This is a genomic window from Bradyrhizobium sp. 62, assembly GCF_023073035.1.
Classification (GTDB): Bacteria; Pseudomonadota; Alphaproteobacteria; order Rhizobiales; family Xanthobacteraceae; genus Bradyrhizobium.
The window spans coordinates 17,859-31,980 of the sequence record NZ_JADPIT010000036.1 but is presented as its reverse complement, the minus strand read 5'-3'; the positions used below and the strand labels follow the sequence as shown (position 1 = coordinate 31,980).

15 protein-coding genes are annotated in these 14,122 nt (G+C 65.3%); 8 read left to right on the top strand and 7 right to left on the bottom strand.

Going from position 1 to position 14,122, the window contains the following annotated elements; translation table 11 throughout:
• Positions 1-26: 26 nt before the first annotated feature.
• Positions 27-785 carry an ABC transporter substrate-binding protein gene (locus IVB47_RS34800; protein WP_247282586.1) on the bottom strand — a complete coding sequence of 253 codons (759 nt, stop codon included), beginning with the start codon at positions 783-785 and terminating at the stop codon, positions 27-29.
• A 180-nt stretch (positions 786-965) separates the two neighbouring features.
• Here IVB47_RS34800 and IVB47_RS34795 point away from each other — a divergent pair, with 180 nt between their 5' ends.
• On the top strand, positions 966-1,640 hold the full coding sequence (locus IVB47_RS34795; protein ID WP_247435960.1) for an XRE family transcriptional regulator: 675 nt from the start codon (positions 966-968) through the stop codon (positions 1,638-1,640).
• Between the two features lie 134 nt (positions 1,641-1,774).
• Here the strand turns inward: IVB47_RS34795 and IVB47_RS34790 are convergent, their stop codons facing one another.
• Both IVB47_RS34790 and IVB47_RS34785 read right to left on the bottom strand, forming a co-directional pair.
• A complete protein-coding gene (locus IVB47_RS34790) occupies positions 1,775-3,040 on the bottom strand; it encodes a D-amino acid dehydrogenase (RefSeq protein ID WP_247468424.1) in 1,266 nt (421 codons plus the stop codon).
• Between the two features lie 70 nt (positions 3,041-3,110).
• Positions 3,111-4,439, bottom strand: coding sequence for an aspartate aminotransferase family protein (locus tag IVB47_RS34785; protein WP_007600575.1), 1,329 nt, complete (start codon positions 4,437-4,439; stop codon positions 3,111-3,113).
• 149 nt (positions 4,440-4,588) lie between these two features.
• Here IVB47_RS34785 and IVB47_RS34780 point away from each other — a divergent pair, with 149 nt between their 5' ends.
• The gene (locus IVB47_RS34780) at positions 4,589-5,137 is read left to right on the top strand and encodes a cupin domain-containing protein (protein ID WP_007606338.1); all 549 of its coding nucleotides are present in this window, start codon (positions 4,589-4,591) and stop codon (positions 5,135-5,137) included.
• A gap of 140 nt (positions 5,138-5,277) precedes the next feature.
• Complete coding sequence (locus IVB47_RS34775) at positions 5,278-5,430, top strand: Atg1 family protein (protein WP_247468419.1); 153 nt, start codon at positions 5,278-5,280, stop codon at positions 5,428-5,430.
• A gap of 40 nt (positions 5,431-5,470) precedes the next feature.
• Here the strand turns inward: IVB47_RS34775 and IVB47_RS34770 are convergent, their stop codons facing one another.
• From IVB47_RS34770 to IVB47_RS34760, 3 genes are read right to left on the bottom strand one after another with little or no spacing between them, the layout of a single operon-like run.
• Positions 5,471-7,726 (bottom strand): xanthine dehydrogenase family protein molybdopterin-binding subunit, encoded by a 2,256-nt coding sequence (locus IVB47_RS34770; protein ID WP_247468415.1) that lies wholly within the window; start codon positions 7,724-7,726, stop codon positions 5,471-5,473.
• Positions 7,713-8,774, bottom strand: a complete 1,062-nt coding sequence (locus IVB47_RS34765; protein ID WP_247468412.1) for a xanthine dehydrogenase family protein subunit M — start codon at positions 8,772-8,774, stop codon at positions 7,713-7,715. The genes IVB47_RS34770 and IVB47_RS34765 overlap by 14 nt, the downstream gene beginning before the upstream one ends.
• Positions 8,771-9,268: a (2Fe-2S)-binding protein gene (locus tag IVB47_RS34760; protein ID WP_247468409.1), complete on the bottom strand. Its 498-nt coding sequence runs from the start codon at positions 9,266-9,268 to the stop codon at positions 8,771-8,773. Before IVB47_RS34760 ends, IVB47_RS34765 begins: the two co-directional genes overlap by 4 nt.
• A 232-nt stretch (positions 9,269-9,500) precedes the next feature.
• On the opposite strand from IVB47_RS34760, the gene IVB47_RS34755 reads away from it, so the two are divergent.
• Both IVB47_RS34755 and IVB47_RS34750 read left to right on the top strand, forming a co-directional pair.
• A complete protein-coding gene (locus tag IVB47_RS34755; protein ID WP_247357266.1) occupies positions 9,501-10,142 on the top strand; it encodes a TetR/AcrR family transcriptional regulator in 642 nt (213 codons plus the stop codon).
• A 53-nt stretch (positions 10,143-10,195) separates the two neighbouring features.
• Positions 10,196-10,603: a DUF4864 domain-containing protein gene (locus IVB47_RS34750; RefSeq protein ID WP_247468406.1), complete on the top strand. Its 408-nt coding sequence runs from the start codon at positions 10,196-10,198 to the stop codon at positions 10,601-10,603.
• On the opposite strand, the gene IVB47_RS34745 is transcribed toward IVB47_RS34750, so the two are convergent.
• Positions 10,600-11,865 (bottom strand): MFS transporter, encoded by a 1,266-nt coding sequence (locus IVB47_RS34745; RefSeq protein ID WP_027568191.1) that lies wholly within the window; start codon positions 11,863-11,865, stop codon positions 10,600-10,602. The two genes, IVB47_RS34750 and IVB47_RS34745, sit on opposite strands and share 4 nt — an antisense overlap.
• Positions 11,866-12,041: 176 nt before the next feature.
• Between IVB47_RS34745 and IVB47_RS34740 the strand changes: the two genes are divergently transcribed.
• From IVB47_RS34740 to IVB47_RS34730, 3 genes are all read left to right on the top strand, one after another.
• Positions 12,042-12,464 carry a hypothetical protein gene (locus IVB47_RS34740; protein WP_245287812.1) on the top strand — a complete coding sequence of 141 codons (423 nt, stop codon included), beginning with the start codon at positions 12,042-12,044 and terminating at the stop codon, positions 12,462-12,464.
• A gap of 79 nt (positions 12,465-12,543) precedes the next feature.
• A complete protein-coding gene (locus IVB47_RS34735) occupies positions 12,544-12,828 on the top strand; it encodes a hypothetical protein (RefSeq protein WP_247468403.1) in 285 nt (94 codons plus the stop codon).
• A gap of 9 nt (positions 12,829-12,837) precedes the next feature.
• Positions 12,838-14,122: TolC family protein (locus tag IVB47_RS34730; RefSeq protein ID WP_247468400.1), on the top strand; the 1,285-nt coding region annotated here is incomplete at its 3' end.

Here is a 14,122-nt window from a genome sequence, read left to right as displayed (position 1 = left end):
AGCCTTCATCGATTGGCCGCTGGCGATCAACCCTGTGCTTTCAGACCCCATTTATCAAGGATCTTGTCGATGGTGCCGTTGGCCTTCAGCTTGGCGAGCGAGGCATTGATCTTGCCGAGCAGCGCGGCTTCGCCCTTGCGCACGCCGATGCCGACCGAGCCGACGGTGACGGGCTTGTAGCCGTCGACCAGGCGCACCTCGGGGAAGCCGCCCTGCTTCAGATTGTAGGCGAGGATCGGATAGTCGGCGTAACCGGCCTTGAGGCGGCCGGTGTTCACGTCGCGCAGGATGTCGGGGATGGTGTCGTAGGCCTTGACGTCGGCGAACAGGCCGGACTTCTTGAGCGCGTCGACGAAGGCGGTGCCGACCTGGGCGCCGACCGTCTCACCCTTCAGATCGTCCTGGGTGGCGTAGGCCTTGGTGTCGCTCTTCGGGACCACGAGGCCTTCGCCATAGGTGTAGATCGGGTCGGAGAAGTCGACGACCTCCTTGCGCGGCGCCGTGATGAACATCGCGGCCGCAATGATGTCGATCTTGCTCGATGTCAGCGACGGGATCAGCGCCGAGAACTGCATCGGCTCGATCTGCACGTTGAAGCCGGCATCCTTGCCCACTTCAGTGACGAGATCGACCATGATGCCCTGAATGCTATTGGTCTTGGTGTCGAGGAAGGTGAAGGGAATGCCTGTCGGCGTCGAGCCGACCTTCAGCACTTGCTGCGCCGAAGCCGGCGCTGCTGCGGCAATCGCGAGTGCCGCGACCGCGGCCAGACCAAAACGCTTCATCGCATCCCCCTTGGGCCCGGCCGATGGTGGCGCTCGCAGATCTCGTCATCGCAGACGTTGCGGGCCAAGCCGTTTCGGCCTATTTTCACCAATATGAAAATTTGGTCACACTTTCGCGGCCGTTGCAAGCGGTTTTCATACACATGAAGGAAGCGGTTTGACGTGAGCGGTGGCAAGAGAATGCGCAGGCCGGCCGGCGCAAAGCCGGCGAAGAAGGTGCAGATAAAGGTGAAGGTGAAAGCCAAGGCCAGCACCAGCGCTTTCGCCAAATCGGCCGAGCCGGCGATGGATGTCGCGGTCGGCCGCCGCATCCGCGATCTCAGGCGGATCAGGCAATTCTCGCTCGAGACGGTCGCCTCGCGCACGGAGCTTTCGATCGGCTTCCTCAGCCAGATCGAGCGCGGCCTGTCGTCGCCGTCGCTGCGCGTGCTGGCCACGCTCGCCGACGTGCTCGGCGTCGGCATCGCCGCGCTGTTCGGCGCGAGCCCGAACGCCGACGGTGCATCCGACCAAATCGTCACGCGCGGGCCGCAACGGCCCGAACTGAAGCTCTGGCGCACCGGCGTGTCGAAGCAATTGCTGAGCCCGGCCAGCGCCGACAACCGGCTCAATCTATTCCTGGTACATCTGGAGCCCGGCGGCTCCACCGGCGACGAACTCTACACCCATGACGGCGAAGAAGCCGGCCTCGTGCTCGAAGGCGAGATGATGCTGACGGTGGACAGCGAGACATGGTCGCTGAAGACGGGCGACAGTTTTCGGTTTGCAAGCCGGAGGCCGCACCGATTTTCAAATCCGGCCGAGGATGCCAAGGCGGTGGTGCTGTGGGTAAATTGCGTGACGGGGACGGGGTAGCGGCAGTTGGGACATGATGGCTTCCTCCAATTTTCCGCATTGCGAGCGAAGCGAAGCAATCCAGGTTCTCACCGCGGAGACACTCTGGATTGCTTCGTCGCGAGAGCTCCTCGCAATGACGGGAGGATAGAGTCTTAGCCAAACCGGTACTTGTACCGATCCACCGTCAGCGCACTCACATCAATGTCCGGCTTCTTGCCCGACAGCATGTCGGCGAGCACGCGGCCGGAGCCGCAGGACATGGTCCAGCCGAGCGTGCCGTGGCCGGTGTTGAGGTGAAGGTTGGCGTATTGCGTCGGGCCGATCACGGGCGGGCCGTCGGGCGTCATCGGGCGCAGACCGCTCCAGAACGTTGCCTTGGAGAGATCGCCGCCGCGCGGAAACAGATCGGTCAGCGAGTGATCGAGCGTGGCGCGCCGCGCCTCGTAGAGCTGGCTCGAGAAGCCCGAGATTTCGGCGGTGCCGCCGACGCGGATGCGATTGCCGAGGCGCGTGATGGCGACCTTGTAGCTCTCGTCCATCACGGTCGATTCCGGCGCGCCGGAAGCGTCCTTGATCGGCACCGTGATTGAATAGCCCTTCACGGGATAGACCGGCAGCGAAATATCGAGCGGCGCGACCAGCCGCGACGACCAGCTTCCGAGCGCGAGCACGTAAGCGTCGTTCTGCAACATACCGGCGCTGGTCACGACGCCGCTGACGCGCCCGCCGTCGGTGACGATGCGGTCGATGCTGGTGTTGAACATGAAGCGCACGCCGAGCGCTTCGGCATGCTTGGCCAGCGCCTGCGTGAACATGTGGCAGTCGCCGGTCTCGTCCTGCGGCAAACGCAGTCCGCCCGCGAACTTCTCCTTCACGCCCGCCAGCGCCGGCTCGGCCGCGATGCAGCCCTCACGGCTGAGCACCTCGAACGGCACACCGTATTGCTTGAGCACGGCGATGTCCTCACCGGTGCCGTCGAGCTGCGATTGGTAGCGGAATAGCTGCAGCGTGCCCTGCGAGCGCTCGTCATATTGAATGCCGATGTCGCGGCGCAGGTCGCGCAGGCAATCGCGACTATATTCCGCGATCGGGATCATCCGGCTCTTGTTGATCGCGTAGCGTTCGCTGGTGCAATTGCGCAGCATCTTGAGCAGCCAGACCCACATCACGGGATCGAGCTTCGGCCGGATCACCAGCGGGCCGTGCTTCATCAGCAGCCATTTGACCGCCTTCACCGGTACGCCGGGACCGGCCCAGGGCGAGGAATAGCCGGGCGACACCTCGCCGGCATTGGCAAAGGAGGTCTCGAGCGCCGGTTCGGGCTGACGGTCGACGACCGTCACCTCGTGGCCGGCACGCGCGAGGTAGTAGGCAGAGGTGACACCGATGACACCGCTGCCGAGGATCAGAACTTTCACGCTTGGTCAAACTCCCGCGGCATCACGCTCGCCGCTGCAAGAGGGAACTCCGCAACGGCGAGAGCAATTATCAGGCCACCCGCTTGATGGCATCGCCGAGGATCGACACGATATCGTCGATGTGGCTCTTCTCGACGATGAGCGGAGGCGACAGCGCAAAGCTATCGCCGCTCATGCGGAAGTACAGCCCGCGATTGAAGCAGTCGACCATGACGTCGTAGCCACGCACGCCAACCGTACCGTCACGCGGCGACAACTCGACCGCGCCCATCAGGCCGCAATTGCGGATATCGACGACATTGGGCAGGCCCTTCAGCGAATGCAGCGCATCGCGCCAGTATTCGGAGATCGACGCACCGCGCGTCAGCAGGCCTTCGTCCTTGTAGATGTCGAGCGTGGCGATGCCCGCGGCGCAGGCGACCGGATGCGCCGAATAGGTATAGCCGTGGAACAGCTCCATCGCGTTCTCCGGGCCGACCATCAGGCCGTCGTGAACCTTGCGGCTTGCGAACACGGCGCCGCAGGGAATGGTGCCGTTGGTGATGCCCTTGGCCGTTGTCATCATATCGGGCGTGACGCCGAAGAAGTTGGCGGCGAAGGGCGTCCCGAGCCGGCCGAAGCCGGTGATGACCTCGTCGAAGATCAGGAGGATGCCGTGCTTGTCGCAGATCTCGCGCAGGCGCTGGAGATAGCCCTTTGGCGGCGGCAACACCGCAGTCGAGCCCGGCACCGGCTCGACGATGACGGCAGCAATGGTCTCGGCGCCGTGCAGGGCCACCAGCCGCTCGAGATCATCGGCGAGCTCGGCGCCATGCTCGGGCTGATCCTTGGCGAAGGCGTTGCGGGTGAGATCATGGGTGTGGCGGATGTGGTCGACGCCCGGCAGCAGGGTGGCGAAGGCGCGGCGGTTGGCGACCATGCCGCCGACCGAGGTGCCGCCGAATCCGACGCCGTGATAGCCGCGCTCGCGGCCGATCAGGCGGGTGCGGCTCGCCTGGCCGTTGGCGCGATGATAGGCGAGCGCGATCTTCAGCGCGGTGTCGACCGACTCGGAGCCGGAATTGGTGAAGAAGATGCGATCGAGGCCCTTCGGCGCGATCTCGGCCAGACGCTCGGCGAAGTCGAATGCGAGCGGATGGCCCATCTGGAACGACGGTGCGAAATCCAGCGTCATCAGTTGGCGCTCGACGGCGGCGGCGATCTGCTTGCGGCCGTGGCCGGCATTGACGCACCAGAGGCCCGCGGAGGCGTCGATCACCTTGCGGCCGTCGACAGTGGTGTAGTGCATGCCTTCGGCCGAGGAGAACAGGCGGGGCGCCTTCTTGAACTGCCGGTTGGCCGTGAACGGCATCCAGAACGAGTCGGTCTTGATGGTGTTCGGAATCTGATGAAGGGTCACGGGCCACGCTCCTTTGCTGACTTGCTAGCAGAGGCACGGCTTGAAAAGCGCAACAAGTCCTTTTCTGATGATCTGCAAGCCATTGATTTGACTAGGCCCGCCGGTCCATATTTGCGCGATCCGCAACACTTGCAACACGGGCCAGGGACATGAGCGTCGATATCGGTGGACGGCTGCGATTCATCCGGGCGCGCCAGAAGCTCTCGCAGCGCGAACTCGCCAAACGCGCCGGCGTCACCAATTCGACGATTTCGCTGATCGAATCCAACCAGATGAATCCGTCGGTGGGGGCACTCAAGCGCATCCTCGACGGCATTCCGATGGGGCTCGCCGAATTCTTCGCGCTGGAGCCGGAGAGCCGGCGCAAGATCTTCTACCGCGGCGAAGAGCTGACCGAGGTCGGCAAGAAGCCGATCTCCTATCGGCAAGTCGGCGACAATCTGTTCGGTCGCAGCTTGCAGATCCTGAAGGAGCGCTATGAGCCCGGCAGCGACACCGGGCGCGTTCACCTCGTCCATGACGGCGAGGAAGGCGGCATCGTGATTTCAGGGAAGCTCGAAGTCACCGTCGAGGACGAGCGCCGCATTCTCAATCCCGGGGATGCCTACTACTTCGAGAGCCGGCGTCCGCATCGCTTCCGCTGCGTCGGCGGCAAGCCGTGCGAGGTGATCTCGGCCTGCACACCGCCGACGTTTTGAAGTTGTCCGCAATCCTACGGAGCCACCGGTATCTTACGGAGGTTGAGCCATCTCAATTTCCGCAGCCTGATCCTCTATATGTTTCGAGCCATAGCCAAGCAGCCTCCGCTTTCCGGAGCCGCTTCGTAACAGGGCTCGCTATGAAGATCACGGTCGCAAATGCAGAGGCCGCACTCGATGAAGTGCAGCGCGACAGCGACAAGCTCCATTCGGAGGAGCTGCGCAAGACCATCGCGAATTACATCGAGTCGCAGCGAGAGGCGCTCAAGGCTCTTCGCAAGAAGCTGCACTAGCAGGCGGGGAGGGACGGGCCCGCCCGCCGCTGCTTGAAGGCTACGTCAGCAACTCCTCGATCCGGATCGGGAAGCGGCGGACACGCACGCCCGTCGCATGCCAGACGGCGTTAGCGACTGCCCCTGCACTGCCGGTGATGCCGATCTCGCCGACACCCTTGATGCCGAGCGCGTTCACGTGCGGATCGTGCTCATCGACCGTGATCACGTCGAGCGGCGGCACGTCGGCATTCACCGGGATATGGTACTCGCCGAGATTGGCGTTCATGATCCGGCCGGTGCGGCGGTCGGTGATGGCTTCCTCGTGCAAGGCGAAGGACAGGCCCCAGATCATGCCACCGAACAGCTGGCTCTGCACCATGCGCGGGTTGACGATCCGTCCCGCGGCGAAAGCGCCGACCATGCGGGTGACGCGGACCTGGCCGAGTTCGGGATCGACCTTCACCTCCGCGAACACCGCGCCATGGGCGTGCATCGCATACTCCTCCATCGCCGCCGGATTCGGCGCGCCGGTGCCACGCGCCTCGACCTCGGCGACGCCGGCGCGCGCCAGAATTTCGGAATAGCTTTCGCCGCGGCTCTCGTCGTCGCGCCGGATCAACCTGCCATCGCGCGCGATCACGCCGGCGTTGCCGGCGCCGAACAGCGGCGAGCGCTCATCGCTGGTGGCGAGATCGGCGAGTTTCGCAATCACGGCCGCGCCTGCGCTGTGGATCGCGGCACCCGCGGTTGCCGTGTGGGCGGAGCCGCCGGCAATGCCGGCATCGGGCAGGTCGGACGTCCCCGCCTTGAACTCGACGCGGTCGATATCAAGCCCGAGTTCGTCGGCCGCAATCTGCGCAAGCGCCGTCCAGGCGCCCTGCCCCATGTCATGCGCGCCGATTTCCATGGCACCGGAGCCGTCGCGGCGAAGCACCGCACGGGCCTCGGCCTGGAACATCAGCGCCGGGAACGTCGCGGTACCCATGCCCCAGCCGACCAGAAGACCATTATCGTCGCGCATCTGCCGCGGCTGGAGCGGTCGCTTCGACCAGCCGAAGCGGGCCGCGCCCTGCTCGTAGCAGGCGCGCAATGCCTTGGACGAGAACGGTTTGCCGGTGATGGGCTCGACCTCGGCATAGTTCTTCAGACGAAAGGCGAGCGGATCGAGGCCGCAGGCCCAGGCCATCTCGTCGATCGCGCTTTCCAGAGCGATCGAGCCGGTCGCCTCGCCGGGCGCGCGCATGAACAAAGGCGTACCCGTGTTGACGCGCACGGCATTATGCGAGGTGCGGATCGCAGGTGCCGCATAGAGCGTGTGCGAGGCATCGGCCGCGGGCTCGTAGAAATCGTCGAACGTGCTCGACACGGTGCGCGCGTGGTGATCCAGCGCTGTCAGGCGCCCCTCGCCATCGGTGCCGATGCGCAGCCGCTGCCGCGTCGGCGCGCGATGGCCGACCGGGCCGTACATCTGCTCACGGCGCAGCACCAGCTTGACCGGTTTGCCGACGAGCTTTGCCGCCATGATGCCGAGGACCGGCGGGCCGGCCATGAGTCCCTTCGAGCCAAACCCGCCGCCGAGGAACGGGCTGCGGATGTGGATCTTGTCGTGCGCGATGCCGAACAATTCGGCAACACGCGCCAGCGACAGCATGAGACCCTGCGTCGGCATGTCGATCTGCAGATTGTCGCCATCCCAGGCAGCCACGATCGCATGCGGCTCCATTGCATTGTGATACTGCGGCTGCGTTTCGTAGACCGCGTCGATACGCTTCTCGGCCGACGCAAGTCCCGCCTCCACATCGCCGCGATGATTTTCCGTGGGGTTGCCGACGCCGACGACCGGCGGCACGAAGCTTTCACCCGCATCGAGCCCAATGAGCGCAGGCAGCGTCTCGTAGCGCGGCGCCAGCAGCGCGGCGCCTTCCGTGGCCGCCTCGAGCGTTTCGGCAATCACGACCGCGATCGGCTGGTTGGCGTAGCGGACCTCGTTGCTTTGCAGGACCTCCATCCGGAATACGAATGGATTGGTCTTGATCTCGGGGTCGATCGCGAGCTCAGGCTTGTGGTCTGACGTCATGACATCGACGACGCCGGGGTGGCGCTTGGCAGCGCTGACATCGAGCGAGGTCACGCGGCCGCGCGAAATGCTGGCGACGGCCATTACCCCAAACAGCATGCCGGGCGGATGATTGTCGGCGGCATAGGTCGCCTGGCCCTTGACCTTGAGGACCCCGTCGCGGCGGGTCAACGGCTGGCCGATGTTCGAGCCGTGACGCAGATGAGCGGGCGCGCTGGTGAGATTAAGTTCGGGCATGAATGGCTCCGGACGTCGAGGCAACGGGAGAGGCCGGCAGCGCGGGGATGCGCACGGGCGTACCGGCGGCAGCGAGGCTCAGCGCGCGCACGATGATGCGGCGCGCGAGCTCGATCTTGAAGGCGTTGTCGCCGGACGGTTTTGCGTCGGCGAGCGCGCGCGAGGCGGCTTCCTGGAAAGCGTCCACCGTGGGCGCGACGTTTCTGAGCACGTCCTCCCCAGCGCGGGCGCGCCAGGGCTTTGCGGCGACACCGCCGAGCGCAAGCCGCGCCTCCGCGATCTTGCCGTTCTCGATCCGCAGCGCGGCCGCAGCCGAGACGACAGCAAACGCGTAGGACGTTCGATCGCGGACCTTGAGATAGCGCACATGCGCGGCAAAGCCCCGCGCAGCGGGCGGCAGACGCACCGCCACGATCAGATCCCCCGGTTCAAGCGCCGATTCACGCTCGGGCGTATCTCCGGGCAAGCGATGAAGTTCGTCGAGCGCGATCTCGCGCCGCCCGCTCCTGCCTTCGATCTCGACGATGGCGTCAAGCGCGACCAAGGGTACGCAGAAGTCGGATGGGTGCGTTGCGATGCAGTTTTCGCTCCAGCCGAGCACGGCGTGGGTGCGGTTCTCGCCGTCACGCGCGTCGCAACCGCTGCCGGCCTCGCGCTTGTTGCAGCGGCTGGCGGTGTCATAGAAATACGCGCAGCGGGTCCGTTGCAGCAAATTGCCGCCGACGGTCGCGGCATTGCGCAATTGCGCCGATGCGCCGGAGAGCAGCGCTTCGGCGACGGCCGGATAGGACTTTGCGAAGTCGGCGTCATGCGCAAGATCGGCGTTGCTCACCAGTGCGCCGATACGCATACCACCGTCGGCGAGACGCTCGATCCGATCGAGGCCGTCGAGATGGGTGACGTCAACCAGACGATCCGGACGGCTGACGCCGCCCTTCATCAGATCGAGCAGATTAGTGCCGGCTGCGAGATAGGCGGCGCCCGGCTGCGCGGCGGCGGCGACGGCCTCGGCGACCGTGGCCGGCCTGACGTAATCAAACTGCTTCATGCGGAGCGCCTCTGGTTGGATTCGTCCATGCGGGCCTGCGCGTCGAGCACGGCATCGACGATGCCGGCATAGGCGCCGCAGCGGCACAGATTGCCGCTCATGCATTCGCGAATGCGCTCGGGATCGTTGCCGGCCTGCGCCTCGCTCATCATGCCGATCGCGCTCATGATCTGGCCGGGCGTGCAGAAGCCGCACTGAAATCCGTCATGGGCGATGAAGGCGGCCTGCACGGGGTGAAGTTGGTCGCCGCGCGCGATGCCTTCGATTGTGAGGATGTCGGCGCCGTCATGACTGATCGCGAGCGCGAGGCAGGAGTTGATGCGCTTGCCGTCGACGAGAATGGTGCAGGCGCCGCATTGGCCGCGGTCGCATCCCTTCTTGGTTCCGGTCAGATGGAGGCGCTCACGCAGGAGATCGAGCAGCGTGACGCGCGGATCGTCGAGGACGAAGTCGCGCCGCGCACCGTTCACGGTGAGGCTGATGGAGTGGTTCATATAAGGCTCCGATCAGATATGGACATGAGTGATCGCGCAGCGCGCCACCGCCGTGGCCGCCGTCGACATGCGCTCCGAACATCGGCAACGACTTCAGCGAAGATACGGAGGCAGCCTCCGCTTAACAAGGGCCGGCGGGAAATATTTGGAATTCGTCAAAAGCCCGTGCGCATCAACGCGATGCAGCCCCGTAAGGGTTCAATCTAACCAATTCGTGATCTACATTGCGTGGATGGACGACCACACCACCGACCAGACCCGGAAGCCCCGCGCCGATGCCGTGCGCAATCGCGAGCGCGTGCTTGAGGCGGCAAAGGCCGTGTTCAACGCGGGTGGTCCCGAGGCGAGCCTGGAGGCGGTGGCAAAACGTGCCGGCGTCGGCATCGGCACGCTCTATCGGCATTTCCCGACGCGCGAGGATTTGTTCGAGGCGGTGTACCGGCGCGAGGTCGAACAGCTCAGCGAGCTCGCCGAGCAGTTGAAGAACGGGGACCCGGTCGATGCGCTCAGGCGCTGGCTGCACTCAGGCGTCGAGTTCGTTGCCACCAAGAAGGGCATGGTCGCAGCCTTGGCACTGGCGGTGCAGAGCGGGTCGGAGTTGCATGCCTTTTCCTTTGAGCGCCTGACCAAGGCGATCGGCTCGCTGCTCGATCGCGCAGCCGCGGCCGGCGCGATGCGCGCAGACATAAGTCCCGAGGACTTGCTGCGCGCGTTCTTCGGCATGTGCTACATGCACGACCAGCCCGGCTGGCAATCCTCGGTGCTGCGGATGCTCGACGTGTTCGTCGACGGCTTGCGGGTGCAGCCTGTCGTGAAGGCTAAGGTCCGCGCGGCCGCAAAACCCGCGAAGCCGGCTGCAAAGCGGAACCGATAGCCGGCGAGATGTGCTAGGATCGGCGGCGCCGGGATTTCAACGCGGAGCCTGTCATGCGCATCGCCGCCTTGCTGGCCTTTCTTAGTGTCGCCTTCGGTCCCATCTCCGCACGCGCCGACGATGTCGCGACGGCACAGGATATCATCCGCGCCCAGGAGCAGGCATTCGGCCGCGACGACGCGCGCGCGGCCTATTCCTACGCCGCGCCGGCGATCCGGGAGATCTTCCCCGCGCCCGACATCTTCATGTCCATGGTGCAAAACGGCTACCCGTCGGTCTATCGGCACAAGAGCTTTGAATTTGGCGACAGCAAGAGCGAGGGCAGCCGCATTGCCCAGCACGTCCATATCATCGATGCCAATGGCGAAGCCTGGGAAGCGCTCTACACGCTCGAGCAGCAGGCGGACGGCAGCTACAAGATCACGGGTTGTTCGCTGCTGAAGGCGGGACAGGCAGTCTAGGTCGCAAAACCCGGGCCGGTCCTGACGGCATTCATCCGCGAGCGGATCAGCAGCGTCAACACGATGCCGATATTGAGTGCGTTCCACGCCACGCCGTTGGTGAACGCCGCTGCGTAGGAGCCCGTGGCGTCGAAGATGACGCCCGAGACCCAGCCGCCGAACGACATGCCGAACACGGACGCGAAGATCACGATGCCGACTCGGGTTGCGGCCTCGCTTGCAGGCATCGCCTCGCGCACGATGATGGCATAGCTCGGCACGATGCCGCCCTGGAACAGGCCGAACATCGCGGAGATCAGATAGAGCGAGGTCAGGCTGTCAAAGAACAGGTAGAATACGAGCGCGAAGCCCTGCGCCAGCGCACCGATCAGAAGCGTCGGGATGCCGCCGATCTTGTCGGCGAGATAGCCCGAGCCGATCCGGCTGACGATGCCGCAGGCCATCATCAGCGACAGCATCTCGGCGCCGCGCGCCACGCCATATCCGAGATCGCCGCAATAGGCGACGATATGCACTTGCGGCATTGCCATGGCGACGCAACAGGAAATGCTGGCGATCGAGAGCAGCACCGTCAGCGTGTTGGTCGAGAGCTTGAGGTCGACCCGCGGCGGCGCTGCATTGGCATGATCGTTGACCTTGTCGTGGCCCATCTGCGCGCGCAGGACCAGCACCAGGATGGTCATCAGGCTGACGCAGACGAGGCCGATGCCGATATGAGTGAAGCGCCAGCCGATCGTCTGCATGCCCGTGCTCACGAGCGGCGGCCACATCGTGCCGGCGACATAATTGCCGCTCGCGACGATGGTCACGGCCAGGCCGCGATAGCGCTCGAACCAGTGCGAGGCCTCCGCCATCAGCGGCGCGAAGGTCGCGGAGGTGCCGAGCCCGATCAGGAAATACGCCGCCACGAACTGCCAGAGCTGGGTGGACAGACCCGCCAGCACATTGGCGACCCCGAGGAAGGCGATGCTGATCGCCATCGCCGCCACGATGCCGAACCGGTCGGTGATCCTGCCGGCGATGACGCCGCCAAGCCCGAAGCCGAACATCATCAGGGTGAAAGCCAGCGACACCGCACCGCGCGTCGCGGAGAATTCGGCCTGCACCGCAGGAATCATGACGACGATCGCCCACATGCCGACGCCGCCGATCGAGCCGATCAGAAGCGCAATGACGAGGCGCACCCAGGCCTGACGCGAATCAGGGGTGAATGCTTCGGGTGTTTGTCCTGATTGATTTGGCGCGTGCACGGGCGGGACCATGGCCCGCGGATCACCACAGGGTCAACCATTGTGGCGCGATATTGGGCATGCACGGTGCACTGCGGTAAGATGGAGCTTGGCGAACGCGCGTTTTGCCATTATTTTGCAAATGAGCGCATGCAACATGGCGGCGCGGAGAGCATGTCGGCGGAATGTTGCTGCGATTGACACGATCGATGCGGATCAAGGTGGGGCGCTTCATTGCCCTCGCCTATCTGTTCTGCGTGCTCGCGCCGGCCGCAAGCCTCGCCTGGGGTAGCGCTCCAGCACCGTGCCTCGACGATGCGCTTGTCGCCGACCGCGTGCCGGTGCATCACCAGATGCAGGCCGGCCACACGCATGACGGCGCCTCGCATGACCACGCCGGGCCGCATGCGCATCACCAGGCCGCCGCGCAGGACGCGCCCCCGGCCCCTCATCATCACGGCGGCAAGGGTACGGCGGGACCGTGCTGCGCGATGATGTGCGTGAGCGCGTTGCCGGCCGACCTGCCCAGCGTCGCAAAGCCGCTTCAGCCGGTTTCCGCCTGCTCGCCCGAGATCGTGGCCAGCCTGCACAGCGCGGCGGCGCCCCTGCACTACCGCCCTCCCATCGCCTGATCTGACACGCGACGACGTCAGGCCGAGCGCGCATCCGCGCGCGCGAGCCTGTGGTCTCCAGACAGATCAGGGATGACTCATGCTTACGCTTTCCGGGGCGAAGTCCGCCGCTGCATTCGCGGCGCGGGGACGACACTTTCGATTCAATTGGCCGCTGCTGGCCGCGACTGCATTGGCGGTATCCGGCTGCATGCCGGCAACGACACAAGTCGCCGGCGCTGATCCTGCCGATCCCACGGCCAAGGTCGCGCGCGCCGGCTATCGTTCGACGATTGCGCCCTACACCAGCCTGCGGCCCGCGACGCCGGCACCCTGGCGCGAGCGCAACGAGAGCGTCGCGCCGCAACCCAAACAAGACCGGTAGGAGCGCGCCATGACACACCGTCTCGCGCCAAGCCTGCTCGTTCTTGCCTCGCTCGGCTTGTCGGGCTGTGCGGCCTTCTCGCCCGACAGCGGCATGAATGCCGTCTCGGAGCTGACGAGCCAGACCATCAACAAGGATGTCGCCTTCGTGCGAACGGCCGAGGGAGCCGGCGCGGTCGACGCGCGCGTTCGCCAGCTGCTGTCCCGAACACTCAGCGTCGAGACCGCCGTGCAGATCGCACTGCTCAACAACAAGGGGCTTCAAGCCGCCTATAACGAGCTCGCGCTGGCCGAGACCGATCTCGTCGAGCAGAGCCTGCCGCCCAACCCCGTGTTCTCGGTCTCGCGGATCTCGGGCAATGGCGCCAGCGAAATCGAACGTCAAATTGTCGGCGACATCCTCGCGCTCGCCAGCCTGCCGTTCCGCTCGGAGATCGCCCGCGACCGTTTCCGCCAGGCGCAATTGCGAGCTAGCCTCGCGACGTTGCGGCTTGCCGCCGATGTCCGCCGCGTCTATTGGCGCGCCGTTGGCGGCAACGAGATGGTGGCGTTGCTGACGGATGCGAAGGCGACGGCGGAATCGACCGCACAGCTCGCGGTCAAGCTCGGCGAAACCGGCTCGATCAACAAGCTCGATCAGGCCCGTGAACAGGTGTTTTACGCCGAAACCACCGCCGACCTCGCCACCGCGCGACAGACGGCGACGAGCGCGCGCGAAAAGCTGGCGCGCCTGATGGGGCTGTGGGACGGCGGCCTCGACTTCCGGCTGCCCAATCAACTGCCGCCGCTGCCGCGCCGGCCGCAGGCTTTGCCGTCGATTGAAGCCGACGCGGTCGCCCATCGCATCGACCTGCAGATCGCGCGGCTTGAGCTGACGGCGCTGGCGAAGTCGCTGAACCTCACCGAGGCGACGCGCTTCGTGACACTGCTCGATCTCGCCGGCATCTCCCGCCGCACCCGGGATCCGGAAGGCGCGCCGTTCCGCGAGCGCGGCTTCGACGTGCAGTTTCAGATCCCCATCTTCGACGGCGGCGAGGTGCGGGTGCGGCAGGCGGCGGAGACCTACAATTTCGCCTTCAACCGGCTGACCGAACGCGCCGTGAATGTACGCTCCGAGGCGCGCGATGCTTACCGGATCTATCGCTCCGGCTACGACATCGCCAGCCACTATCAGCGCGAGATCATCCCCTTGCGAAAGATCATCACCGAGGAGATGCAGCTCCGCTTCTCCAGCATGCAGGTCGACATTTTCGCGCTGCTCACCGAGGCGCGACAGCGGCTCGCGTCGCTGCGCG

Coding starts and splice junctions, on each gene's coding strand:
- IVB47_RS34800 (WP_247282586.1), bottom strand. CDS start 785: ATGAAGCGTTTTGGTCTGGCCGCGGTCGCGGCACTCGCGATTGCCGCA.
- IVB47_RS34795 (WP_247435960.1), top strand. CDS start 966: ATGCGCAGGCCGGCCGGCGCAAAGCCGGCGAAGAAGGTGCAGATAAAG.
- IVB47_RS34780 (WP_007606338.1), top strand. CDS start 4,589: ATGAGCGTCGATATCGGTGGACGGCTGCGATTCATCCGGGCGCGCCAG.
- IVB47_RS34775 (WP_247468419.1), top strand. CDS start 5,278: ATGAAGATCACGGTCGCAAATGCAGAGGCCGCACTCGATGAAGTGCAG.
- IVB47_RS34770 (WP_247468415.1), bottom strand. CDS start 7,726: ATGCCCGAACTTAATCTCACCAGCGCGCCCGCTCATCTGCGTCACGGC.
- IVB47_RS34765 (WP_247468412.1), bottom strand. CDS start 8,774: ATGAAGCAGTTTGATTACGTCAGGCCGGCCACGGTCGCCGAGGCCGTC.
- IVB47_RS34760 (WP_247468409.1), bottom strand. CDS start 9,268: ATGAACCACTCCATCAGCCTCACCGTGAACGGTGCGCGGCGCGACTTC.
- IVB47_RS34755 (WP_247357266.1), top strand. CDS start 9,501: ATGGACGACCACACCACCGACCAGACCCGGAAGCCCCGCGCCGATGCC.
- IVB47_RS34750 (WP_247468406.1), top strand. CDS start 10,196: ATGCGCATCGCCGCCTTGCTGGCCTTTCTTAGTGTCGCCTTCGGTCCC.
- IVB47_RS34745 (WP_027568191.1), bottom strand. CDS start 11,865: ATGGTCCCGCCCGTGCACGCGCCAAATCAATCAGGACAAACACCCGAA.
- IVB47_RS34740 (WP_245287812.1), top strand. CDS start 12,042: ATGCGGATCAAGGTGGGGCGCTTCATTGCCCTCGCCTATCTGTTCTGC.
- IVB47_RS34735 (WP_247468403.1), top strand. CDS start 12,544: ATGCTTACGCTTTCCGGGGCGAAGTCCGCCGCTGCATTCGCGGCGCGG.